This is a genomic window from Actinomycetospora chibensis (genome assembly GCF_028737215.1).
GTDB classification, from domain to species: Bacteria; Actinomycetota; Actinomycetes; order Mycobacteriales; family Pseudonocardiaceae; genus Actinomycetospora; species Actinomycetospora chibensis.
The window spans coordinates 21,402-44,163 of the sequence record NZ_JAQZAM010000011.1 but is presented as its reverse complement, the minus strand read 5'-3'; the positions used below and the strand labels follow the sequence as shown (position 1 = coordinate 44,163).

26 protein-coding genes are annotated in these 22,762 nt (G+C 73.8%); 17 read left to right on the top strand and 9 right to left on the bottom strand.

The window, feature by feature from the left end; translation table 11 throughout:
* Positions 1-2 precede the first annotated feature (2 nt).
* Positions 3-1,076 carry a M20 family metallopeptidase gene (locus tag PH189_RS17685; protein WP_274190137.1) on the top strand — a complete coding sequence of 358 codons (1,074 nt, stop codon included), beginning with the start codon at positions 3-5 and terminating at the stop codon, positions 1,074-1,076.
* Between the two features lie 15 nt (positions 1,077-1,091).
* Here PH189_RS17685 and PH189_RS17680 read toward each other — a convergent pair whose 3' ends face one another.
* The 3 genes from PH189_RS17680 to PH189_RS17670 are packed head-to-tail and all read right to left on the bottom strand — an operon-like array spanning position 1,092 to position 3,013.
* Positions 1,092-1,556: a DUF3237 domain-containing protein gene (locus PH189_RS17680; protein WP_274190136.1), complete on the bottom strand. Its 465-nt coding sequence runs from the start codon at positions 1,554-1,556 to the stop codon at positions 1,092-1,094.
* 13 nt (positions 1,557-1,569) lie between these two features.
* Positions 1,570-2,271, bottom strand: coding sequence for an LON peptidase substrate-binding domain-containing protein (locus PH189_RS17675; protein ID WP_274190135.1), 702 nt, complete (start codon positions 2,269-2,271; stop codon positions 1,570-1,572).
* A gap of 43 nt (positions 2,272-2,314) precedes the next feature.
* Positions 2,315-3,013, bottom strand: a complete 699-nt coding sequence (locus tag PH189_RS17670) for an NUDIX hydrolase (protein WP_274190134.1) — start codon at positions 3,011-3,013, stop codon at positions 2,315-2,317.
* Positions 3,014-3,238: 225 nt separating this feature from the next.
* Between PH189_RS17670 and nadA the strand changes: the two genes are divergently transcribed.
* From nadA to PH189_RS17640, 6 genes are all read left to right on the top strand, one after another.
* The gene (nadA, locus tag PH189_RS17665) at positions 3,239-4,243 is read left to right on the top strand and encodes a quinolinate synthase NadA (protein ID WP_274190133.1); all 1,005 of its coding nucleotides are present in this window, start codon (positions 3,239-3,241) and stop codon (positions 4,241-4,243) included.
* The gene (locus PH189_RS17660) at positions 4,240-5,841 is read left to right on the top strand and encodes an L-aspartate oxidase (RefSeq protein ID WP_274190132.1); all 1,602 of its coding nucleotides are present in this window, start codon (positions 4,240-4,242) and stop codon (positions 5,839-5,841) included. Before nadA ends, PH189_RS17660 begins: the two co-directional genes overlap by 4 nt.
* Positions 5,838-6,749: a carboxylating nicotinate-nucleotide diphosphorylase gene (gene nadC, locus PH189_RS17655; RefSeq protein WP_274190131.1), complete on the top strand. Its 912-nt coding sequence runs from the start codon at positions 5,838-5,840 to the stop codon at positions 6,747-6,749. Before PH189_RS17660 ends, nadC begins: the two co-directional genes overlap by 4 nt.
* Positions 6,750-7,946 carry an NAD(P)/FAD-dependent oxidoreductase gene (locus PH189_RS17650; protein ID WP_274190130.1) on the top strand — a complete coding sequence of 399 codons (1,197 nt, stop codon included), beginning with the start codon at positions 6,750-6,752 and terminating at the stop codon, positions 7,944-7,946.
* Positions 7,947-7,957: 11 nt separating this feature from the next.
* Positions 7,958-8,803 carry a GH12 family glycosyl hydrolase domain-containing protein gene (locus PH189_RS17645; RefSeq protein WP_274190129.1) on the top strand — a complete coding sequence of 282 codons (846 nt, stop codon included), beginning with the start codon at positions 7,958-7,960 and terminating at the stop codon, positions 8,801-8,803.
* Positions 8,804-8,928: 125 nt separating this feature from the next.
* Entirely contained in the window at positions 8,929-9,699 is a 771-nt protein-coding gene (locus PH189_RS17640; protein ID WP_274190128.1) for a GH12 family glycosyl hydrolase domain-containing protein, read from the top strand.
* 7 nt (positions 9,700-9,706) lie between these two features.
* Here the strand turns inward: PH189_RS17640 and PH189_RS17635 are convergent, their stop codons facing one another.
* Positions 9,707-10,105: an RNA-binding S4 domain-containing protein gene (locus PH189_RS17635; protein ID WP_274190127.1), complete on the bottom strand. Its 399-nt coding sequence runs from the start codon at positions 10,103-10,105 to the stop codon at positions 9,707-9,709.
* 45 nt (positions 10,106-10,150) lie between these two features.
* Between PH189_RS17635 and PH189_RS17630 the strand changes: the two genes are divergently transcribed.
* Entirely contained in the window at positions 10,151-10,987 is an 837-nt protein-coding gene (locus tag PH189_RS17630) for an LLM class F420-dependent oxidoreductase (RefSeq protein WP_274190126.1), read from the top strand.
* A 3-nt stretch (positions 10,988-10,990) separates the two neighbouring features.
* Entirely contained in the window at positions 10,991-11,410 is a 420-nt protein-coding gene (locus tag PH189_RS17625) for a TIGR03668 family PPOX class F420-dependent oxidoreductase (RefSeq protein WP_274190125.1), read from the top strand.
* Between the two features lie 13 nt (positions 11,411-11,423).
* Here the strand turns inward: PH189_RS17625 and PH189_RS17620 are convergent, their stop codons facing one another.
* The gene (locus tag PH189_RS17620; protein WP_274190124.1) at positions 11,424-12,350 is read right to left on the bottom strand and encodes an alpha/beta hydrolase; all 927 of its coding nucleotides are present in this window, start codon (positions 12,348-12,350) and stop codon (positions 11,424-11,426) included.
* Positions 12,351-12,437: 87 nt separating this feature from the next.
* On the bottom strand, positions 12,438-12,959 hold the full coding sequence (locus tag PH189_RS17615; protein WP_274190123.1) for a hypothetical protein: 522 nt from the start codon (positions 12,957-12,959) through the stop codon (positions 12,438-12,440).
* A gap of 149 nt (positions 12,960-13,108) precedes the next feature.
* Between PH189_RS17615 and PH189_RS17610 the strand changes: the two genes are divergently transcribed.
* Positions 13,109-13,564, top strand: coding sequence for a pyridoxamine 5'-phosphate oxidase family protein (locus tag PH189_RS17610; RefSeq protein ID WP_274190122.1), 456 nt, complete (start codon positions 13,109-13,111; stop codon positions 13,562-13,564).
* A 5-nt stretch (positions 13,565-13,569) separates the two neighbouring features.
* Here PH189_RS17610 and PH189_RS17605 read toward each other — a convergent pair whose 3' ends face one another.
* The 3 genes from PH189_RS17605 to PH189_RS17595 are packed head-to-tail and all read right to left on the bottom strand — an operon-like array spanning position 13,570 to position 15,094.
* Entirely contained in the window at positions 13,570-14,247 is a 678-nt protein-coding gene (locus PH189_RS17605) for an MBL fold metallo-hydrolase (RefSeq protein ID WP_274190121.1), read from the bottom strand.
* A gap of 34 nt (positions 14,248-14,281) precedes the next feature.
* Entirely contained in the window at positions 14,282-14,494 is a 213-nt protein-coding gene (locus PH189_RS17600) for a hypothetical protein (RefSeq protein WP_274190120.1), read from the bottom strand.
* Between the two features lie 27 nt (positions 14,495-14,521).
* Positions 14,522-15,094 carry a TIGR03086 family metal-binding protein gene (locus PH189_RS17595; RefSeq protein ID WP_274190119.1) on the bottom strand — a complete coding sequence of 191 codons (573 nt, stop codon included), beginning with the start codon at positions 15,092-15,094 and terminating at the stop codon, positions 14,522-14,524.
* A 19-nt stretch (positions 15,095-15,113) separates the two neighbouring features.
* Here PH189_RS17595 and PH189_RS17590 point away from each other — a divergent pair, with 19 nt between their 5' ends.
* The 7 genes from PH189_RS17590 (at position 15,114) to pheS (ending at position 22,747) form a co-directional block, all read left to right on the top strand.
* A complete protein-coding gene (locus PH189_RS17590; protein WP_274190118.1) occupies positions 15,114-15,908 on the top strand; it encodes a helix-turn-helix domain-containing protein in 795 nt (264 codons plus the stop codon).
* A gap of 186 nt (positions 15,909-16,094) precedes the next feature.
* The gene (gene uvrA / locus PH189_RS17585; RefSeq protein ID WP_274190117.1) at positions 16,095-18,995 is read left to right on the top strand and encodes an excinuclease ABC subunit UvrA; all 2,901 of its coding nucleotides are present in this window, start codon (positions 16,095-16,097) and stop codon (positions 18,993-18,995) included.
* Positions 18,996-19,288: 293 nt separating this feature from the next.
* Positions 19,289-19,897, top strand: coding sequence for a translation initiation factor IF-3 (gene infC, locus PH189_RS17580; RefSeq protein WP_274190116.1), 609 nt, complete (start codon positions 19,289-19,291; stop codon positions 19,895-19,897).
* Between the two features lie 179 nt (positions 19,898-20,076).
* A complete protein-coding gene (gene rpmI / locus PH189_RS17575) occupies positions 20,077-20,274 on the top strand; it encodes a 50S ribosomal protein L35 (RefSeq protein WP_274190115.1) in 198 nt (65 codons plus the stop codon).
* 101 nt (positions 20,275-20,375) lie between these two features.
* Positions 20,376-20,777, top strand: coding sequence for a 50S ribosomal protein L20 (gene rplT / locus PH189_RS17570; protein WP_274190114.1), 402 nt, complete (start codon positions 20,376-20,378; stop codon positions 20,775-20,777).
* Positions 20,774-21,604: a TrmH family RNA methyltransferase gene (locus tag PH189_RS17565; protein WP_274190328.1), complete on the top strand. Its 831-nt coding sequence runs from the start codon at positions 20,774-20,776 to the stop codon at positions 21,602-21,604. Before rplT ends, PH189_RS17565 begins: the two co-directional genes overlap by 4 nt.
* A gap of 75 nt (positions 21,605-21,679) precedes the next feature.
* Positions 21,680-22,747, top strand: a complete 1,068-nt coding sequence (pheS, locus tag PH189_RS17560; RefSeq protein WP_274190113.1) for a phenylalanine--tRNA ligase subunit alpha — start codon at positions 21,680-21,682, stop codon at positions 22,745-22,747.
* Positions 22,748-22,762: the final 15 nt, after the last annotated feature.

Below are 22,762 nucleotides of genomic sequence, written 5' to 3'. Positions count from 1 at the left end.
CCATGAGTCGCACGGACGCCGCCGTCGACCTGGCCTGCGAACTGGTCCGTCTCGACACCCGGGGCGGTGGCGAGAGCGCGGCCGCGGCACTGCTCGCCGGGCACCTCTCCGACGCCGGGCTGTCCGTCGCGGTCCACGAGACCCGGCCGGGGCGGGCGAACGTCGTCGCGCGCCACGGCGACGAGACGCCCGTGACGCTCACCGGGCACCTCGACACCGTGCCCGCCGACGAGGCCGTGTGGTCGTTCGACCCGCTCGCCGGCGACGTCGTCGACGGGCGGCTGCGCGGGCGGGGGAGCAGCGACATGAAGGCGGGCGTCGCCGCGGCCGTCGTCGCGGCCGCCGAGCACGTCCGCGCGGGCGGGCGCGGCGTGCAGGTCGTCCTGACGTTCGGCGAGGAGACCGGCTGCGAGGGCGCCCGCGAGATCCCGGCCGACGCGCTGACCCCGTCCGGGACGCTGCTCGTCGCCGAGCCGACCTCGAACCGCGTCGTCCTCGGCCACAAGGGCGTGCTGTGGCTGGTGCTGCGGGCCCGCGGCATTCCGGCGCACGGCTCGCGGCCCGACCTCGGCCACAACGCGCTGGTCGACCTGGCCCGTGCCGCGGTGCGGATCCACGAGCACGACGGGTGGCCGACGAGCCCGACGCACGGCGCGACCACGGCGAACGTCGGGATGATGCGCGCCGGCGTCCAGCCCAACGTCGTGCCGGACCGGGCCGCGCTCACCGTCGACCTGCGTCTGGTCCCCGGCGACACGGCCGACGCCGCCGAGGCCACGACGGTCGGGCTCGCGGGCTCCCCCGTCGAGACCGAGCGCCTCGTCGAGCTGCCGCTGATCGACACCGACCCGGCCCGGGTCGCGCGGACGGTCGAGCTGCTCGGGGGCGGGACGCCGAGCTACGCCACCTATTTCACCGACGCGAGCGTGCTGGCGTCCGCCCTCGGCGGTGCGGACACGATCGTCTTCGGCCCCGGTGAGCCCGAGCAGGCCCATGTCACCGACGAGACCGCCCCCGCCGGCCTCATCGGCCCCGCCGCCGAGGCCTACCGCGCGGTGCTCGGCGCCCTCACCTGAGCCGGTCCTCCCGCCTCAGGTGACGGTGTAGGCGTCGTAGACGACGGCCGACGCCTGCCGGCGGGCCACGGCGACCGTGAGGACCCGGGTCATCCAGCGGTACTGCGGCGCCGCGGTCTCGAACGTCGCCGTGACGCGGAAGTAGTACGCCGATGGATCGACGTCCTCACCGCGCCCCAGGGCGTCGAGCACCCTGCGGGGTCCGGAGCGGACCCCGCCGGTGCGGATGTGGACGAGGGCGCCGTCGTCGGCGCGCAGCGTGTAGCGGGTGTCGATGGTGACGGCGCCGTCGTCGTGGACGACCTGCCAGTCGGCGCCGCCGGGCAGGACGACGCCCGAGAAGCGCTCGCCGGTCACGGTGCCCCCGACGATCGGGACGATGCGCCGGTGACCGGCATCGGTGACGCCGAGGTCGAGCAGCTCGCCGAGCTCGACCTCGACGTGGGCGAGGAACTCGAGGCCCGGCACGGGAAGGGTCACGAGCGGCCGGCCCTCAGTTCGGGCTGTGCTCGACCGCGAACTTGGCGCTCGGCGCCCACACCGCGCGCAGCTCGGCGAGCAGGACCGCCTCGCGGGTCATCGAACGCCGGATCAGCTGCAGGCGCTGCATCGGGCAGGTCTCCTCGAGCAGCTCCTGGCGGTCGGAGAGCGGCAGGAGGCAGTCGCCGGCGAGGATGTGGGCGAGCTCGGGGTCGGCGACGTCGGTCGCCCCCTCGTCGGTGAGGTCGGCGGGCATCTCGCCGTCCCCGCCGCCCTGCTGGCGCCAGGCGGTGGTGCAGTAGCGGCGGTGCGCGGCGCGGGCGGCCATCGCGAACGGCGCGAGGTCGGTGGGGGAGTCGCCCTCGTCGTCGGGGAGCCACTCGACGTTGGCGACGAGGTAGGGCGCCGTGGAGTCGTCGACGTCGACGAGGCGGAAGCGCCGGTCGCCGGTGGTCTGCAGGTCGAAGCGCCCGTCGGGCAGGCGCCGCACCTCGCGCAGCGACGCCGTGCAGCCCACGTCGTGCAGGCCCTCGCGGCCGTCGTCGGGACTCCAGCCGTCCCGCACCGCGACGACCCCGAACTGCTTGCCCGGGATCGTCCCGGTCACCAGGTCGATCGTGAGCTGGCGGTAGCGGGGTTCGAAGACGTGCAGTGGCAGCGAGGCGCCGGGAAGCAGCACGGTTCCCAGCGGGAACAGGGGCAGCGTCTCGACCACGGCGACCACGCTACGACCCCGCAGGGCTCGCCGCCGGGTGGCGTCATACGGCATGCCCGGGGGGCCGGAGCGCGGCGAAGGGGTCGGTCACGCGCAGCTCGTGCTCGGAGAACCGGTACATCGCCGCCGGGCGCCCGCCGCTCGGGCCCGGCGGCGCGGTCTCGCCGGTGGGCACCAGGACGCCGCGGCGGGTCAGGACGCGGTGCAGGTTGGTCGCCGAGACGCGGTGCCCGAGGGCGGCGGCGTAGAGGTCGCGCAGCTCCGAGACCGTGAAGGCGTCGGGGGCGAGCGCGAAGCCGATGTTCGTGTAGGACAGCTTGGCGCGCAGCCGGTCGACGCCGTCCCGGGTGATCGCCCCGTGGTCGAACGCCGTCTCCGGCAGCGCGTCCACCGGGTGCCAGGCGGTGTCGTGGGGGACGGCCGGGTCGGCGTCGGAGGGCACGAGGCCGAGGAACGCGGTGGCGACACGGCGGGGCGGCGGGCCGCGGTGGGGGTCGGAGAACACCCCGAGCTGCTCGACGTGGGCGACCTCGGCGAGGTCGACCTTCTCGGCGAGGTGGCGGCGCACCGAGGCCTCGACGTCCTCGTCGGGCCCCAGACGCCCCCCGGGCAGCGCCCACCGGCCGGCGTGCGGCTCCCGGGCCCGCTGCCAGAGCAGCACGCTGGGCACCGACCCCGTGATGCGCAGGACGACCGCGAGCACGTCGTGGGCGTAGGTGCCCTGCTCGCCTCCGGTCTCCACGGAGAGTGATCGTAGGCCGTGCAAGCCCTGCGGCCTCGCTGACACTCATCGCGCGGAAAGCCGCATCCTCGCGCGCCGGGACGTGGTTCGCGCCACTGCCCGTGACGGGTGCTGGCGCGGGGCTCGGGGTGGCGGGTACGGTCGAGCATGTTTTCGACCACGAGGCGAAAACCACCGAGACCGGCCGCCCTCGACGCCGAGGGGCCGCCGGGGGAGGAGACGGCGATGACCGTCACCGCTGCCACGGACCTCGTCGGGCCGCTGACCGCCGGACCGGGATGGGACGACGAGATCCGCAGGCTCGCGCGGGAGCGCGACGCCGTGGTGCTCGCACACAACTACCAGCGCCCCGAGATCCAGGACGTCGCCGACCACACCGGAGACTCGCTGGCCCTGAGCCGGATCGCCGCCGCGAGCGACGCGAGCACGATCGTCTTCTGCGGCGTCCACTTCATGGCCGAGACCGCCAAGATCCTCGCGCCGGACAAGACCGTGCTCATCCCCGACGCGCGCGCCGGCTGCAGCCTCGCCGACTCGATCAGCGCCGACGAGCTCCGCGAGTGGAAGAGCGAGCACCCGGGTGCGGTCGTCGTCAGCTACGTCAACACGACGGCGGCGGTGAAGGCCGAGACCGACGTCTGCTGCACGTCGTCGAACGCCGTCGAGGTGGTGGCCTCGATCCCCGAGGACCGCGAGATCCTCTTCCTGCCCGACCAGTTCCTCGGCGCCCACGTCAAGCGCATCACCGGCCGGCGGAACCTGCACATCTGGGCCGGCGAGTGCCACGTCCACGCCGGGATCAACGGCGCCGAGCTCACCGCGCAGGCCCAGGCCGACCCGGAGGCCGACCTGTTCGTGCACCCCGAGTGCGGCTGCGCGACCAGCGCGCTCTACCTCGCCGGCGCGGGCGCCGTCCCCGCCGACCAGGTCCACATCCTGTCCACCGGCGGGATGCTCGACGCCGCGAAGAACACCACCAAGCGCAGCGTCCTCGTCGCCACCGAGGTCGGCATGCTCCACCAGCTGCGCCGCGCCAACCCCGACGTCGCCTTCCGCGCGGTCAACGACCGCGCCTCCTGCGGTTACATGAAGATGATCACGCCGGGGGCGCTGACGAGGGCGCTGCGCGAGGGGCGCGACGAGGTGCACGTCGACCTCGAGACGGCCGAGCGCGCCCGCGGCGCCGTCCGGCGGATGATCGAGATCGGGCGGCCCGGAGGCGGGGAGTGAGCGCGGGGGAGTGGGAGACCACCGCCGACCTCGTCGTCGTCGGCTCCGGGGTCGCCGGGCTGACCGCGGCGCTCGCGGCGCGGCGCCGCGGCCTGCGCGTCCTCGTCGTCACCAAGGACGTCCCGGACGCCGGGAGCACGCGCTGGGCCCAGGGCGGGATCGCGGTGGTGCTCGGTGATGTGGCGGGCGACTCCGTCGACGCCCACCTCGCCGACACGCTCGCCGCCGGCGGCGGGCTGGTCGACGCCCGTGCCGCCGCGGAGATCCTCGCCGCGGGCCCCCGGGCCGTGACGGGGCTGCGCGCCGAGGGCGCGGTCTTCGACGGCCCCGCCGCGCGCCTCGCCCGCACCCGCGAGGGCGGGCACTCGGCGCTGCGCGTCGTGCACGCCGGCGGGGACGCGACCGGGGCCGAGGTGGAGCGCGCGCTGCTGGCCGCCGGTGACCGCGCCGGGCTCACCGTGCTCGCCGGCCACGCCGCGTCGTCGGTGCTCACCGGCCCCGACGGCTCCGTGCAGGGCCTGGAGGTCCGCGACGCGGACGGGCGCGCGGGACGGCTGGCGGCGCCCGCGGTCCTGCTCGCGACCGGCGGCGTCGGCGGGCTCTACGAGACGACGACCAACCCCGACGTGGCCACCGCCGACGGCTGGGCGCTCGCCCTGCGTGCCGGCGCCACGCTGGCCGACGTCGAGTTCGTCCAGTTCCACCCGACGGCGCTGTTCACGGGGCGGGGACGGCCGGGCCGCGCCCCGCTCGTCACCGAGGCCCTGCGCGGGGAGGGAGCGGTGCTGCGCGACACGACCGGCGCCTCGGTCACGGCCGGCGTGCACCCGCTCGGCGACCTCGCCCCGCGCGACGTCGTCGCCACGGCGATCACGCGGCGGATCGCGGCGCTCGGCGTCGACCACGTCTGGCTCGACGCCACGGGCGTGCCGGACGTCGTCGCGCGCTTCCCGACGGTCGCCGCCTCGTGCGCGGCGATCGGCGTCGACCTCGCCCGCGACCCGGTCCCCGTGCGGCCCGCCGCGCACTACTCGTGCGGCGGCGTCGTCACCGACACCCACGGGCGCACCGGGGTGCCGGGGCTCTGGGCGGCGGGGGAGGTCGCGCGCACCGGCCTGCACGGGGCCAACCGGCTCGCCTCGAACAGCCTGCTCGAGGGCCTCGTCGTGGGACGCCGCGCGGCCGACGACGTCGCGCGGGCGCTCGCCGGCCCGCGGCGGCTCGCCGAGCCCACGGAGACCCACGCCCGGCCCGTGCCCGTGGCCGACCGCGCCGTGCTCCGGGCCGCGCTGACCCGCAGCGCCGGGATCGGGCGCGACGCCGCCGGGCTCGCCGCCGCCTCGGACGCCGTCGAGGCCGCCAGCACCCTCCGGCTGCCGGTGACCCGCGCCGAGACCGAGGACGCCGCCCTGACCCTCGCCGCGCACGCCCTGCTCGCCGCGGCCGGGTCGCGCACCGAGACACGGGGCTGCCACGTCCGCACCGACCACCCGGCCACCGACGACCACTGGCAGCGCGCCTCGAGCACCGTCGCGCTCGACCCCGACGGACGGCTGCACGTCGGGACCACCGACGCCCGCCACGGAGGTGTGGCATGACCCTGCCCCTGCCCGCGACCCTGACCCTGACCCTGACCCTGACCCTGACCCTGCCCGACACGCTCGACGCCGCCGACGTCGACGCGGTGGTCGCGCGCGCCCTCGACGAGGACCTGCGCGACGGGCCGGACGCCACGACCGAGGCGTGCGTGCCCGAGGGCGCCGTGGCGGTGGGGGAGTTCCGCACCCGCCCGGCGGGCACGCTCGCCGGCGTCGGGGTGGCCGTGCGGGTGCTCGAGCGGGTCTGCGGGCCCGATCTCGAGATTCTCGACGGCCGCGCCGACGGCGACCGGCTGGCCCCCGGCGACGTCGCCCTCGCCGTCCGCGCGCCGCTGCGCACCCTGCTGACCGCCGAGCGCACCGCGCTCAACCTGCTCGGCCAGCTCTCCGGGGTCGCGACGGCCACCGCGGCGTGGGTCGACGCCGTCGAGGGCACCCGCGCCCGCATCCGCGACACCCGCAAGACCGTCCCGGGGCTGCGGGCGCTGCAGAAGTACGCCGTGCGCTGCGGCGGCGGCGTGAACCACCGGATGTCGCTCGGCGACGCGGTCCTGATCAAGGACAACCACGTCGCCGCCGCGGGGTCGGTGACCGCGGCGCTCGCCGCCGCCCGCGCCGCGGCGCCGGACCTGCCGTGCGAGGTGGAGGTCGACTCGTTCGCGCAACTCGACGAGGTCCTCGGACTCGGTGTCGAGCTGGTCCTGCTCGACAACTTCACGCCCGCGCAGACCTCGGAGGCCGTGGTGCGTCGCGACGCCCGCGCGCCGGGCACGGGCCTGGAGGTCTCCGGCGGCCTGACCCTCGACACCGCCGCCGCCCACGCCGCCGCGGGCGTCGACTATCTCGCCGTCGGCGCGCTCACCCACTCCGCGCCGGTCCTCGATCTGGGCCTCGACCTCCGTACGTGAGTGAAGTTCCCGGCGACAGCCGGGAAGATCGCGCACATGGGTGTGGTCGTCGTCGGCGGCGGGATCGCCGGGATGTCGGTCGCCGCGGAGCTCGCGCGCGACCGTGACGTGCTGCTCGTCGAGGGCGAGCGCGAGCTCGCCCGGCACACGACGGGCCGCTCCGCCGCGAGCTACATCCCGGGTCACGGCGCGGCGCCCGCCCGCGCGCTCGTCGCCGCCTCGCGCGACCGCTTCGCCGCCCTGGCCGAGGAGGCCGGCCACCCGTTCCTGCGGCCACGCGCGGTCCTGCACATCGCTCAGGACGACGACGAGGAGCGGACGCTGCGCGAGGAGATCCTGACGCTCGGCACCGTCGACGAGCTCACCGTCGCCGAGGCCGTCCGGCGCTGGCCGGCGCTGCGGGCGGACCGCGTGCGGGCGGCGGGCGTGGTCGAGGACGCCCAGGACGCCGACCCGCTGGGCCTGCACGAGCACTACCGCCGCACCCTGCGGGCCCGCGGCGGGGAGATCCGGACCGGGGCCCCGGTCACGGCGCTGCACCCGTCGGCGACCGGCTGGCGCGTCGGGATCGGGGACGACACCGACATCGACACCGTCGACACCGACACGGTCGTGCTCGCCGCCGGTGCCTGGACCGACCGGTTGCTCACGCTCGCCGGCACCGCGCCGATCGGCCTGCGCCCGCTGCGGCGCACGATCGCCATCGCCCGGGTGCCCGACGGTGCGCCGGTCCGCCGTGACGACCCGTTCGCCGTCTCCGTGGGCGAGCGCTGGTACGCCAAGCCGGAGGGCGAGTACCTGCTGGTCTCTCCGTCCGAGGAGACCCCCGCCGAGCCGGGCGATCCCCGCCCCGAGGAGCTCGACGTCGCCCGCGCCCTCGAGGCCGTCAACGACGTGACGACGCTGGGCCTGCGCTCGGTGGTCACCAGCTGGACGGGACTGCGCACGTTCGCCCCGGACCGCGCCCTGGTGATCGGCGACCGCCCCGCGCACCCCGGCCTGCACCTGTTCGCGGGTCAGGGCGGCTCGGGCATCGAGACCGCGCCGGCGGCCGCCGTCCTGGCCGTCGCGGTGATCACCGGTGCGGATCCGCCCCCCGACGTCGTCGCCGCCCTCGAGGCCCACGGCGCCGGGCTCGACGACGTGCTCGCCCGGCGCGTCCCCACCCCCGGGAGGTGTCCGGATCGTCCTCGTTAGCCTCCCCCCGTATGGGTGATGCCCGGCGGCTGCTCGCCGCCGCAGTGGCGGTGCTGGCACTCGTCCTCGCCGGCTGTGGCGGGGCGGGCGGGGAGACCCAGGGGACACCGCCCCCGCCGACCGCCGGGGCCCCGATCGTCAACGGCGGACCGCTCGCGCCCCTGCCTCCGGAGGGCTCGCGCGAGGGTCGACGGATCTGCGGGAAGTTCCAGTCGGTGCCCGTGGCCGGCGGGCGCTACGAGGTGCAGAACAACGCCTGGGGCGCGACGACCCCGCAGTGCACCACCGCGTTCGACACCGGCTTCTCGGTGCAGGCGAGCCACGACAAGGACTCCGGGCCGGCCGCCTACCCGTCGATCGTCGTCGGCTGCAACTACGGGACCTGCACCCGCGACGCGCCGTTCCCGCGTCCGCTGGCCGATCTCGGGGACGTGCGCTCCAGCTGGGCGGTCACCGTCCCGCGCCGCGGCGACTACAACGTCGCCTACGACGTCTGGCTCGACCCGACCGCGCGCCGCGACGGCGCCAACACCGGCGCCGAGCTGATGATCTGGCTGGACCGCACCGACCGCGTCCAGCCGATCGGCTCGAAGCGCGCCGACGTCGAGATCGGCGACGCGCGCTGGGAGATCTGGCAGGGCGAGAACGAGGGCCTGCCGGTGATCTCCTACGTCCGCGAGGAGTCGACCACCACCGTCCTCGACCTCCCGATCAGCGACTTCATCACCGACGCCACCCGGCGCGGCGTGGTCGAGCCGTCCTGGTTCCTCACCAACGTCCAGGCCGGCTTCGAGCCCTGGATCGGCGGCGAGGGCCTGTCCACCGACGCCTTCGCGCTCACCCGGAACGGTGTCTGAGTGCTCTACTGAGGTTCGTGTGGGGGAAGGACCACCCGTTCGGACGGGGGACGAGACTGCCTCGAAGACCTCGACGAACGTAGCTTCAGGCGCGACGAACGGTCGAGCAGCGAGGATGGCGGCGGATGAACGGTCGACGACGGGCGACGAGCGGGATGATCGTGGCGCTCCTGGCCGTGCTCTCGGTGCTGCTGGGTGGGAGCCCGGCCCTGGCCACCACGCCCCGCGTCGACGGGGTGCGGGTGTGCGACAAGTTCGGGTCGACGCCGGTGGCCGGCGGGCGCTACGAGGTCCAGAACGACGTCTGGGGTGCCGACACCCCGCAGTGCATCACGGCGTTCGACACCGGCTTCGTGGTCGACCCGGCCGACCACCACAAGGAGAACGAGCCCGCCGCGTACCCGTCGATGGTCTGGGGCTGCAACTACGGCAACTGCACGAAGGACAGCCCGTTCCCGAAGCCGGTCTCGCAGCTCGCCGGACTGCGCTCGTCCTGGTCGGTCGCCGTGCCGCCGACCGGCGACTACAACGTCTCCTACGACCTCTGGATGGACCCGACGCCGCGGCGCGACGGCCGTCCCACCGGCCTCGAGCTCATGATCTGGCTGAAGAACACACCCCGCGTGCAGCCGATCGGCGAGAAGAAGGCCGAGGTCAGCATCGGTGGCACCATGTGGGACGTCTGGCTCGGCGCGATCGACCTGCCGACGATCAGCTACGTGCGCCAGCAGCCGACGCTCGAGGTCACCGACCTCCCGCTCGACCAGTTCGTCGCCGACGCCCAGCGCCGCGGCGTCGCGAAGCCCGAGTGGTACATGACGAGCGTCCAGGCCGGCTTCGAACCCTGGATCGGCGGCCGGGGTCTGACCACGAAGTCGTTCTCGGCCACGCTGTAGTCCGCGCTCACAGCCCGTCGGGGTCGGCGCCCTCCCGCAGGGCGTCCTCCCGCAGGGCGTCGATGAGCCGGCGGTCCCGCTTGGTCGGACGGCCCGCGCCGCGGTCGCGCACCGCGACCGGCGCGGGCCGTTCCTCGGGCGGCGGGGGCGGCGGCGTGTGGTCGACGTAGCAGGTCACGGCCACCGGGGCACCGACGCGCTTCTCGATGACCTTCGTGACCTCGACGATGCGCGGGATCTCGTAGACCCGCGTGCGGATCGTGTCGCCCGGTTTCACGGCCGTCGCGGGCTTGGCCGGGGTGTCGTTGACGCGCACGTGCCCGCCGCGGCAGGCCTCGGCCGCGTCGGCCCGGGTCTTGGTCAGCCGCACCGCCCACAGCCAGCGGTCGACGCGCGTGGATTCCATCGCCGACCAGTGTGCCGTCCCTCGGCGCGGGATAATCAGCACGACGTGGACCACGGCATCTTGATGTTCCCGACGCACGACGCGATCGACCCCGCCACGCTCGCCAAGGAGGTGGAGGACCGGGGCTTCGACTCGCTCTGGTTCCCCGAGCACAGCCACATCCCGGTGAGTCGCGAGTCGCCCTACCCGGGCGGGGGCGACCTCCCGCGCATGTACATCCACACCTACGACCCGTTCGTCGCCCTCACCGCGGCGGCGTGTGCGACGACGACGCTGAAGCTCGCCACCGGCATCTGCCTGGTGATCGAGCGCGACCCGATCCACACGGCCAAGGAGGTCGCGAGCCTCGACCACCTCTCCGGCGGGCGTTTCCTCTTCGGCGTCGGCGGGGGCTGGAACCGCGAGGAGATGGCCGACCACGGCACCAACCCCAAGACCCGCATGCGCCGCATGGCCGAGCAGATCAAGGCCATGAAGGAGCTGTGGACGAAGGAGGAGGCGGAGTTCCACGGCGAGTTCGTGGACTTCCAGCGCAGCTGGGCCTGGCCGAAGCCCGCCCAGGACCCGCACCCGCCGGTCTACGTCGGTGGCATGGGGCCGACCACCGAGGACCGCATCCTCGACTTCGGCGACGCCTGGCTGCCCCAGCGCGTCGGTCCCGACAACATCGACGAGTTCGAGCAGCGGGCGAACGCGCTGCAGCAGCGCGCCGCCGACGCCGGGCGCGGGCGCATCCCCATGTCGCTGTTCGCGGCCGAGACCTCGTCCGAGGCCCTCGACGCCTACCGCCGCGTCGGCATGGACCGCGTGATCTACGCGGTGAACCCGTCCGACCGCGACACCGTGCTCACGGAGCTCGACGGGCTCGCGAAGCTGATCTGACCCGTGCCCACGCTCGAGGTCGACGACGCGCGCCGCCGGTTCGCCGCGGCGCGCGTCGCGCGTCTGGCCACGGTCGCGGGGGACGGGCAGCCCCACCTCGTGCCCGTCGTGTTCGCGGTCGAGGTCGACACCGTCCTCATCGCCGTCGACGCCAAGCCCAAGCGCCACCGCGCGCTCAAGCGCTTGCGCAACATCGCCGACCACCCGGCCGTCTCGCTGCTCGCCGACCACTACGACGACGACTGGAGCACCCTGTGGTGGGTGCGCGCCGACGGCGTCGCGACGGTCACGGACGACGAGGCGGTACTCGCACGGGCCCGCGAGGCGCTCGGTGCCCGCTACCCCCAGCACCGCGACGAGCCGCCCGAGGGGCCGGCGATCATCGTCGAGGTCACCCGCTGGTCGGGGTGGTCGTGGTCCTAGGCCCTCGGGTCGCCTACCCGGTCTTGCCGACGTGCAGGTGCTCGACGAACCAGTCGCGGGCGGCGGCGGAGCTGATCTCGAAGCCCCGTCCTGTGTAGGCGTCGAAGTGCCCGCCCGGGGCGAGCACGATCTTCTTCGGGTGGACCGCGGTCTCGTAGGCCGCGGCGGCGAGCTCGCCGGCGATGAGCCGGTCGTTCGGCGTCACCACCATCTGCACCGGCGTCGGGGAGATCAGCGGGAGGAACGCCCGCGGCTCGTAGCCCTGCAGCAGCTCGACCGACCGCAGCGTCACCTCGTTCCGCCACGACGGCGCACGGTCGCGCTGGGTGCGGGTGAACCACTCGTAGGAGTCGGGGGTCGGCAGGGCTGCCGGCGCCGTCGGGTCCTCGGTGACCACCGGCATCATCGCCGGCTCGCCGCCCCGGGCGCGCTCGAGCCGGTCGGCGGCGAACGCCTCCCAGGTCGGCCCCCATGCGTCGATGCGCACCAGCGACTCGAAGCCCCGACGGCCCGAGACCAGCGGGGCCTGCCCCGACACCGCCTTGACGCGCCGGTCGATGGCGCCGAGCACGTAGACGTGCCCGCCCGAGTAGCTCGACCCCCAGGCGCCGATCCGGTCGGCGTCGACGTCGTCACGGCTCTGCGCGTAGGTGACTGCGTGCTGGTAGTCGCGGATCTGCTCCCAGGGGTCGATCTCCTGGCGCGGCTTGCCGGGCGCGGCGTCGGAGGCGCCGAACCCGCGGTTGTCGTAGACCACGCACGCGAGGCCCGCGGCGGCGAAGACCTCGGCGTAGTCGTCGAGGTGCTGCTCCTTGACCGCCGAGAAGCCGTGCGCCATCACCACGCAGGGGTGGCCACCGTTCGCGTCCGCGGCGTCGGGTGCGTAGAACCACCCGCGCAGCGTCGCGCCCTCGGCGTCGAAAGAGATGTCTTCGCGCATCGTCGCTCCCACAAGTCGTCGACCCTGACGACCCGAGCGTGGCCTGCCGGGGTGCGGCGCGGGAACCGTTCCCGCGTCACGGTTCGGTCAGCGTGCGGCGAGATCGATGCGGCACTCCGGCGCGGCACCCGGCGCCATCGGGGCGACCGAGACGACCTCGAAGGCGCCGCTCAGCGCCACACCGCCGCCGGCGGAGGCAGGTCGCGGCGCGAGGTGCTCGGCGTCCGCGCCCTCGATCGTCAGACGCGTCGCGGCCGGCTTGCCGTCGGCGCCCGGGCAGCTGTAGGTGCGCAGGACGATCGTCGCCGGCTGCGCCACGGGGTCGCCGCCGCGCAGCGCCACCTGGTCGATCTGCACGCCGAGCTCGGCCCGGCCCCCCGCGAGCGTGCCGCCGCGGAACGAGTCCGGGTACGACACGAGCGCCGCGACCAGGCCGCTCGCGTCGACGTCGTTGCGGACCGTGCGGGTGATGTCCTTGGCGAACAGGCCCCGGGTGACCCCGGTCAGCACGAGCACGGCGAGGACGACGATCACCACGAGGAGCGCGGCCAGCACCCCGACGACGATCCGTGTCCGCCCCCTCGGCGGCGAGCTCTCCTGCGTCGACATGGACGTCCCCCGATGGTTGTGCTCGACCTGTCCGCGGACGATCGGAGCAGATCTACGGAACGTCAGCGAGCCGATACGCCGAACGAGTGGGGGTCGCCGTCCACCTCGGCGCGTTCCGCGGTGTCGGTGCCCGGTGCGATCCTCGGCGCATGGTGGCCTGGCACGACGTCGAAGAGGCGGCGCCGCAGTTCGCGCAGCGGGTCCGCGCGCTGTTCGACGCCCACAAGCACAAGACCCTCGCCACGCTGCGGGCCGACGGGTCGCCGCGGATCTCGGGGATCGAGACGGTCTTCGAGGACGGCCGGCTGACCTTCGGCTCCATGCCCGGCGCGCGCAAGGGCGCGGACCTGCGGCGGGACCCGCGGTTCGCCCTCCACAGCGCCACGGTCGACCCCGTCGAGGGTGCCGAGGCGCAGTGGCCGGGCGAGGCCAAGATCGCCGGCCGGGCCCTCCTCGCCGGGGCGATCACCGAGGGCCCGGAGGGCGACCTGTTCCACGCCGACATCGACGAGGTCGTCCACACCCACCTCGACGAGCGGGCCACGCGCCTCGTCGTCGAGTGGTGGACACCCGCGCACGGGCTCCGGAGGGTCGAGCGGGAGTAGCCCGCTCACCAGCCCCGCTCGCGCCACTCCGGGAGGTGCGGGCGCTCGGCGCCGAGGGTCGTGTCGTCGCCGTGGCCCGGGTAGACGTGGGTGTCGTCGTCGAGGCGGCCGAACACCTTGTGCTCGAGGTCGTTCATCAGCGACTCGTGGTGCTCCAGGGTCGCCGTCTTGCCGTGGCCGCCGGGGAACAGCGAGTCGCCGGTGAAGAGGTGGGCGCTGCCGGCCGGGTCGCGGTAGAGCAGCGCGATCGAACCGGGCGTGTGGCCGTCGAGGTGGATGATCTCGACGAACGAGTTGCCGAAGGACACGGTGTCGTCGTCGCCGACCGTGTGGTCCGGGGTGACGGGCAGCTCCGGGGCGTCCTTCTCGTGCGCGTAGGTGCTCGGGTGCACGGCGCCGACGACGTCCTCGAGCGACTGGATGTGGTCCCAGTGCTTGTGGGTCGTCGCGAGGGCGGAGAGCGTGTCCCGGGAGGCGACCGTGTCGACGGTGTCGAGCAGCCGGTCGGTCTCGTTCGCCGCGTCGATCAGCAGCGCCTGCCCGGTGGCCTTGTCGACCAGGACGTAGGCGTTGTTGTCCATCGGCCCGACCGACACCTTGGTGATCGAGACGTCCTGGAGGTCGCGGCGCGCGGCGGGGCCGGCGGGCTCGACATGGCCGGTGTACTGGTCGAGGAGGTCCACGCCCGGAAGGATAGTGCCGACGGGATCGTGGCGGTCAGGACCGCTCGGGCTTGTAGCCCGCCTTCCGCAGCGCGTCCGGGCTCAGCGTCTCGCCGCAGTGCTCGCATCGGGGCGGTTCACCGGCGGTGACCACCACGGCGAGGTGGCCCCTGCGGTCGGCGGCGCACTCCGCGCGGGCCCCGGCGGCGTCCTGGCTCCACGCCCGCGACCGCAACCGCGCCAGGTCCGCGGGGTCGATGTCGCTCATGACCACCATCCTGCCCCGCCGGGGAGGTCAGGGACGCCAGGACGGGTCGCGCCCCGCGACGGCGACGACGCGGTCGAGCAGCGGCGCGTCGGGGGCGACGTCGACGGCGGGGCCGAAGGCCCCCATCTGGCGCCCGAGCGGCGTGAGCAGGGAGAGCGCGTCGTGGGCCTCCTCGAGCAGCGCGTCGTTCCAGCTCACGGTCCGTCCGAGCCCGCGGGCGAGGTCCCAGCCGTGCAGCACGAGCTCGCAGAACGTCATCGTCCCGACGACCGCGGCCGGCAGCTCGGAGCTGGTCATGGTGGTGGTGCCCTGCCAGGAGCCCGGGTCGCTCCAGACCGCGACGAGGTCGTCGCGGTCCTTGCCGAGGACGGCGGGCCAGTCGCCCTCGAGCGTCGGCGCGCCCGGCTCGGGCGGCGCCCCGCGGCCGGCGCCGGCGAGGACCGGGGTCCAGGTGAGCATGTGCTCGGCGAGGTCGCGGACGGTCCAGCCCTCGCAGGGCACGGGCGCGTCGAGGTGGTCGGCGGCCGCGGCGACGAGCGCTTCGTGCGGTGCGGCCGCGGCGGCGACGAGGTGCGGGCGGGGGGTGAAGTCGGGGAACACGGCACGGGACGCTAGTGACGTGCCGGCGGCCGGTCATGGACGAACGCGACAACCCGACGAGCGGGACCCCCGCGAGCTCGGCGGGCACTGGCGCACGGCCCAGCGGATCGCGGTGCAGGAGCCGGATGCGGAGCTGGCCCCGTGGGTGGAGCGGCTGTGGACGGCGTCCTGGGAGTACGCCGAGCCCTACGCCCAGAAGATCGTGCCGTTGCCGCAGGTGCACGTGTCGCTCATCGACGAGGGGCCGCCGCGCGTCGTCGGGCCACGGAGCCGGCACATGGTGCGCGAGCTGGCGGGCCGCGGCTCCGTGGTGGGCGCGGCCTTCCGGCCCGGTGTGTTCGGGGCGCTCGCGGACGGGCCGGTGAGCGCGCTCGTCGACCGCGAGGTCGAGGTCGCCGAGGTTCCGGCACTGGCCGGCGAGCCGGTCCTGGCCGGCGCGATGGCCGACTGGCTGCGCGCCCACCTGCCCGCCGACGGCCCCGGACCTGCGGCGCGGGAGGCCCGCGAGCTCGTCGCCCGGGTCGCCGCCGACCCCATGATCGCGCGGGTCGACCGGCTCGCCGCGGCGGCGGGGCTGGGAATGCGCAGCCTCCAGCGCCTGTTCTCCGAGCACGTCGGGTTGGGTCCCAAGTGGGTCATCCGCCGGTACCGGCTGCAGGAGGTCGTCGACCGGCTGGAGACGGGCACGCGGGTCGACTGGGCGGGCCTCGCCGCCGAGCTGGGGTACGCCGACCAGGCGCACCTCTCGCGCGATTTCGCGGATCTGTTCGGTGAACCGCCCACCTGGTACGCCCGGCGCTACCCGTCGTCCTGACCCGTACGGACCCACCGGCGACACCGGACCGGTCGTCGCCCCGAGCCCCCGCCCGGCCGAGCCCACCCGGCCACCGGCGGCCGTTGTCGGGGGTCGCTCTTAGCATGGAGAACGCCGGGGGAGAGGCAGCCGATGTCGCGTGTCCCCGTTCGGCGCGCTCTCACCGGAGACCAGGAGGCCCTGCACGTGGTCGATCGTCTCGTCGTCCAAGGCGCCCGTGAGCACAACCTCACGGGCGTCGATCTCGACCTGCCGCGGGACAGCCTCGTCGTCTTCACCGGCCTCTCGGGGTCCGGGAAGTCCAGCCTGGCCTTCGACACGATCTTCGCCGAGGGTCAGCGGCGGTACGTCGAGTCGCTGTCGGCCTACGCGCGGCAGTTCCTCGGGCAGATGGACAAGCCCGACGTCGACTTCATCGAGGGCCTCTCGCCCGCCGTGTCGATCGACCAGAAGTCGACGAGCCGCAACCCGCGCTCGACGGTCGGCACCATCACCGAGGTCTACGACTACCTGCGCCTGCTCTACGCGCGCGCCGGCACGCCGCACTGCCCCACCTGCGGCGAGATCATCTCGAAGCAGACGCCCCAGCAGATCGTCGACCAGGTGCTCGACATGGAGCCGGGCCGCCGCTTCCAGGTGCTCGCCCCGGTCATCCGCGGCCGCAAGGGCGAGTACGTCGACCTGTTCAGCCAGCTCCAGGGGCAGGGCTACTCCCGCGTGCTGGTCGACGGCACGGTCCATCCGCTGGCCGAGCCACCGACGCTGAAGAAGCAGGAGAAGCACGACATCTCGGTCGTGGTCGACCGCCTGTCGGTGAAGTCGAGCGCCAAGCAGCGCCTCACCGACTCGGTCGAGACCGGGCTGCGTCTCGGCGAGGGCATCATCGTCCTCGAGTTCGTCGACCTCCCCGAGGACGACCCGGACCGCGAGCGACGCTTCTCCGAGCGGATGGCCTGCCCGAACGGCCACCAGCTCCAGGTGGACGACCTCGAGCCCCGCGCCTTCTCCTTCAACTCGCCCTACGGCGCGTGCACCACGTGCACGGGCCTGGGCATCAAGAAGGAGGTCGACCCGGAGCTGCTGGTGCCCGACGACGAGCTCTCGCTCGCCGACGGCGCCATCGCCCCCTGGGCCATCGGCCAGTCCGCCGAGTACTTCACCCGGCTGCTCACCGCGCTCTCCGAGCAGGTCGGCTTCCGCATGGACGCGCCGTGGCGCAAGCTCTCCGCGCGGGTGCAGAAGGCCGTGCTGCACGGCTCGGACGACCAGGTGCACGTGCGCTACCGCAACCGCTACGGCCGGGAGCGCTCGTACTACGCGTCGTTCGAGGGCGTCGTGCCGTTCCTCGAGCGCCGGCTCGACCAGGCCGAGTCCGACAGCGCCCGCGAGCGCTACGAGGGCTACATGCGTGACGTGCCGTGCCCGGCGTGCGGGGGGACGCGCCTCAAGCCCGAGATCCTCGCGGTGACGCTGCGGCACGAGACGCTGGGCGACCGGTCGATCGCCGACCTCACGGCGCTCTCGGTGGCCGATTGCGCCGAGTTCATGAAGGGCCTGGTCCTCGGCCCGCGCGAGCAGGTCATCGCGGGTGCGGTGCTCAAGGAGATCGACGCCCGGCTGGGCTTCCTGCTCGACGTCGGGCTCGACTACCTGTCGCTGGCCCGCGCGGCGGCGACGCTGTCCGGTGGCGAGGCGCAGCGCATCCGGCTGGCCACGCAGATCGGGTCGGGCCTGGTCGGGGTGCTCTACGTCCTCGACGAGCCGTCGATCGGGCTCCACCAGCGCGACAACCGCCGGCTGATCGACACGTTGTCGCGGCTGCGCGACCTCGGCAACACCCTCATCGTCGTCGAGCACGACGAGGACACCGTCCGCGCCTCGGACTGGGTGGTCGACATCGGCCCCGGCGCCGGCGAGCACGGCGGGCGGGTCGTCTACTCCGGCCCGGTCGAGGGCCTCGAGACGTGCCCCGAGTCGCTCACCGGGGCCTACCTCTCGCGCCGCGAGCAGATCCCGATCCCGGAGATCCGCCGCCCGATCGACCGGACGCGGCAGGTCGGCGTCGTCGGCGCCCGCGAGCACAACCTGCACGACGTCGACGTCGCGTTCCCGCTCGGATGCCTCGTCTCGATCACCGGGGTGTCGGGGTCGGGCAAGTCGACGCTGGTCAACGACATCCTCGCCACCGTGCTGGCCAACAAGCTCAACAAGGCGCGCCAGGTCCCGGGCCGGCACACCCGCGTCACCGGCCTCGAGCACCTCGACAAGCTGGTGCGCGTCGACCAGTCGCCGATCGGCCGCACGCCGCGGTCCAACCCGGCGACCTACACCGGCGTGTGGGATCACATGCGCAAGCTCTTCGCCGCCACCAACGAGGCGAAGGTGCGCGGCTACGGGCCCGGGCGGTTCTCGTTCAACGTCAAGGGCGGGCGCTGCGAGGCGTGCGCGGGCGACGGCACGATCAAGATCGAGATGAACTTCCTGCCCGACGTCTACGTGCCCTGCGAGGTCTGCAAGGGAGCGCGGTACAACCGCGAGACGCTCGAGGTGCACTACAAGGGCAAGAACGTGGCCGAGGTCCTCGACATGCCGATCGAGGAGGCCGCCGAGTTCTTCAAGCCCATCGGCGCGATCCACCGGCACCTGCAGACGCTCACCGAGGTCGGGCTGGGCTACGTCCGGCTGGGGCAGCCGGCCCCGACGCTCTCCGGCGGCGAGGCCCAGCGCGTGAAGCTGGCCTCCGAGCTCCAGAAGCGGTCGATGGGCCGGACGATCTACATCCTCGACGAGCCGACCACGGGCCTGCACTTCGAGGACATCCGCAAGCTGCTCGGCGTCATCAACGGCCTGGTCGACAAGGGCAACACCGTCCTCGTCATCGAACACAACCTCGACGTCATCAAGGTCAGCGACTGGGTGGTCGACATGGGCCCCGAGGGCGGCAACAACGGCGGCACCGTCGTCGCCCAGGGCACCCCGGAGCAGGTCGCGGCCGTCGAGGGCAGCTACACCGGCCAGTTCCTGGCCGACCTCGTCACGCCCGAGGTCGCGCCGGTCCGCCGTGCCCGCGCGCGGAAGGCCGGCTGACCCGCGCTGCGCCCCCGCTGCCGGGGAACACCGCAGCGCAGTGGTACGTTGTGGCCTGAGCGACCAGCTCGGTGGGTGTTCCGCGTCCATCGAGCGGCAAGTGGAGCCCCGGCTCCCACCCGTCCGCCGCACAGGTGAGCGGGTTCCGGTCCGCCACCGTGGCACGTGAGTGTCGGGGTGGATGCGTCCTTGAAGACGGACGCGGGATCGGTCGACCGTGGGCCCTGCAGCCACCTGACGTGGCGCGGGGCCCGACGTTCGTCGGGGCTCCTCGCGCCAGGGTCGCAGAGACAGTGTCACGGACCCGAGGAGAGCTCATCAGCACAGAGACCCGCATCAACGAGCGCATCCGCGTTCCCGAGGTGCGACTGGTCGGCCCCAACGGGGAGCAGGTCGGGATCGTCCGTATCGAGGACGCCCTGCGCCTGGCCCGCGAGGCCGACCTCGACCTGGTCGAGGTGGCCGCCCAGGCCCGCCCGCCGGTCTGCAAGCTCATGGACTACGGCAAGTTCAAGTACGAGAGCGCGCAGAAGGCTCGCGAGTCGCGGCGCAACCAGCAGCAGACGGTGATCAAGGAGCAGAAGCTCCGGCCGAAGATCGACCCGCACGACTACGAGACGAAGAAGGGTCATGTGACCCGCTTCCTCGGGCAGGGTCACAAGGTCAAGGTCACCATCATGTTCCGTGGCCGCGAGCAGTCGCGCCCGGAGCTGGGCTTCCGTCTCCTCCAGCGTCTCGCCGAGGACGTCGGCGAGCTCGGTTACGTCGAGGCGACGCCGAAGCAGGACGGTCGCAACATGACCATGGTGCTCGCGCCGAACAAGAAGCCGCAGAAGGCGCCGCGCGCGAACCAGGAAGCACACCAGGACGCGCAGGAGCCGGCCCCCGAACCGGCGAGCTGAGCGGTCCGCACGACCGGCGGCACCCACCACCGGGTGGGCGTCCGCCGGCATCCCGGGCGTCCGTACCGTCCTGAGAACGACGGTGCAGGCGTCGACCACCCCGGCAGGAGACGGAGCGCAGCGGAGCTCGACCATCGACTCCGGAGCATCCCGATCCGCACGAGGAGCAAGGACAGGACATGCCGAAGAACAAGACGCACAGCGGCACCAAGAAGCGCATCAAGGTGACCGGCACCGGCAAGCTGCTGCGCGAGCGGGCGGGCAAGCGCCACCTGCTGGAGAAGAAGTCCAGCCACAAGACCCGCCAGCTCTCCGGCAACGACGTGGTCGCGCCGCAGGACACCGGGCGCATCCGGCGCATGCTCGGCAACAGCTGAGTCTCACCGGCCTCCGAGTCCCACCCGGCCCCACCCGGCCCCGGCCGACCCACCCCGGACGGATCACCTCCGCTCCCTGATCAGATCGAAGGCAGGACCACGTGGCACGCGTGAAGCGCGCGGTCAACGCGCAGAAGAAGCGTCGCACCACCCTGGAGATGGCCAGCGGCTACCGCGGCCAGCGCTCCCGGCTCTACCGCAAGGCCAAGGAGCAGACGCTCCACTCGCTGACGTACGCCTACCGCGACCGCAAGCAGCGCAAGGGCGACTTCCGGCAGCTGTGGATCACCCGCATCAACGCGGCGGCCCGCTCCAACGACATGACCTACAACCGGTTCATGCAGGGCCTCAAGCTCGCGGGCGTCGAGGTCGACCGCAAGAACCTCTCGGAGATCGCCATCTCCGACCCGGCCGCGTTCACCGCGCTGGTCGAGGTCGCCCGGGCAGCGGTCCCGGCCGACAAGAACGCCGGCGACAAGGCGAAGAACGAGGACGCCGCCTGAGCGAGCTCCTCACCGAACGCACGCCGCGCGTCGTAGCAGCCCGCAAGCTGCTGCGGCGCGCGGCGCGTGTCGAGGCCGGGCGTTTCCTCGTCGAGGGCGTCCGGCCCGTGCGGGACGCGCTGACCTGGGCGCAGGACGGCCCTGGCCGGCATGAGAACCGCAGGGTGCACGACCTCTTCCTCACCGATGCGGTGGCCGACCGTCACCCGGAGCTCGGTGAGCGGGCGGAGGCCGCCGGCGTGCGGGTCGCCCGTGTCACCGACAAGGCCGCGGCCGCCCTCTCCGACACCGTCACGCCCCAGGGTGTCGCCGCGGTGTGCTCCACGGTCACCGTCGGCCTGAGCGAGGCCCTCGCCGGCGACCCGCGGCTGGTCACGGTGCTGGTCGGCGTGGCCGACCCCGGCAATGCCGGCACGGTCGTGCGCACCAGCGACGCCGCCGGCGCCGATGCCGTGGTGCTCGCGGGCGAGGCCGTCGACCCGCACAACGGCAAGTGCGTCCGGGCGAGCATGGGCAGCCTCTTCCACGTTCCCGTGGCGGCCCACCGCGACGTCGACGAGGTGCTCGACGCCCTGCGGGCCCGCGGCCTGACCGTGCTGGCCACCGCGGGCGACGGCGACACCGTGCTCGACGCGACCGCCGACGACCTGCTCGCCGGCCCCACGGCCTGGCTGTTCGGCAGCGAGGCCCACGGGCTCGACGACGCCACCGCCCGCCGGGCGGACCGTCGCGTCCGTGTCCCGATCCACGGCCGGGCGGAGAGCCTCAACCTCGCCACCGCCGCCGCGGTGTGCCTCTACGCCTCCGCGCGGGTCCATCACAGCTGACAGGTGGCCAACGCGTTCGACCTGCTCCGATACCATCGCCACGCACCCGAGAGCGGCAGGAGCGAGACCACCTCGATGTCCGGCACCAACGACCTCTACGACCCCAAGCAGGTCGCGGCGCTCGACCCCGAGACCCTCGATGCGGCGCGCGCCGACGCGAGCGCGGCCTTCGCGGGCGCCACGACGCTCGAGGCGCTGACGGCGCTCAAGCCCGCGCACCTCGGTGACCGGTCGCCGGTGCTCACCGCGCGCCGCGAGATCGGGGCGCTGCCCCCGCAGGCGCGCTCGGAGTCGGGCAAGCGCGTCAACGAGGTCCGGCAGGCGATCCAGACCGAGTACGACCAGCGCCACGCGGTGCTCTCCACCGAGCGCGACGAGCGGGTGCTGGCCGAGGAGGCCGTCGACGTCACCCTGCCCGGCGACCGGCACGCGCGCGGCAGCCGGCACCCGTTGACCCAGATCTCGGAGCGGGTCGCCGACATCTTCATCGGCATGGGCTACGAGGTGGCCGAGGGCCCCGAGGTCGAGTCGGAGTGGCTGAACTTCGACGCGTTGAACTTCCTGCCCGACCACCCGGCGCGCACGATGCAGGACACGTTCCACGTCGAGCCGCCCGAGGCCCGCCAGGTGCTGCGCACCCACACCTCGCCGGTGCAGATCCGCACGCTGCTCGCGCGCGACCTGCCCGTCTACGTCGTCTGCCCCGGCCGGACGTTCCGCACCGACGAGCTGGACGCCACCCACACCCCGGTGTTCCACCAGGTCGAGGGGCTGGCCGTCGACGAGGGCATCACGATGGCCCACCTCAAGGGCACGCTCGACGCGTTCGCCCAGGCCATGTTCGGTCCGGAGTCGGTGACGCGCCTGCGCCCGTCGTACTTCCCGTTCACCGAGCCGTCGGCCGAGGTCGACGTCTGGTTCCCGGAGAAGCGCGGCGGCGCCGGCTGGGTAGAATGGGGCGGCTGCGGCATGGTCGACCCGAACGTCCTGCGCGCCTGCGGCGTCGACGCCGAGAAGTACTCGGGGTTCGCGTTCGGCATGGGTCTCGAGCGCACCCTGCAGTTCCGCAACGGCCTGCCCGACATGCGGGACATGGTCGAGGGCGACGTGCGGTTCACCTCGGCCTTCGCGGTTGAACCGTGATCGTGGCTGAATCCT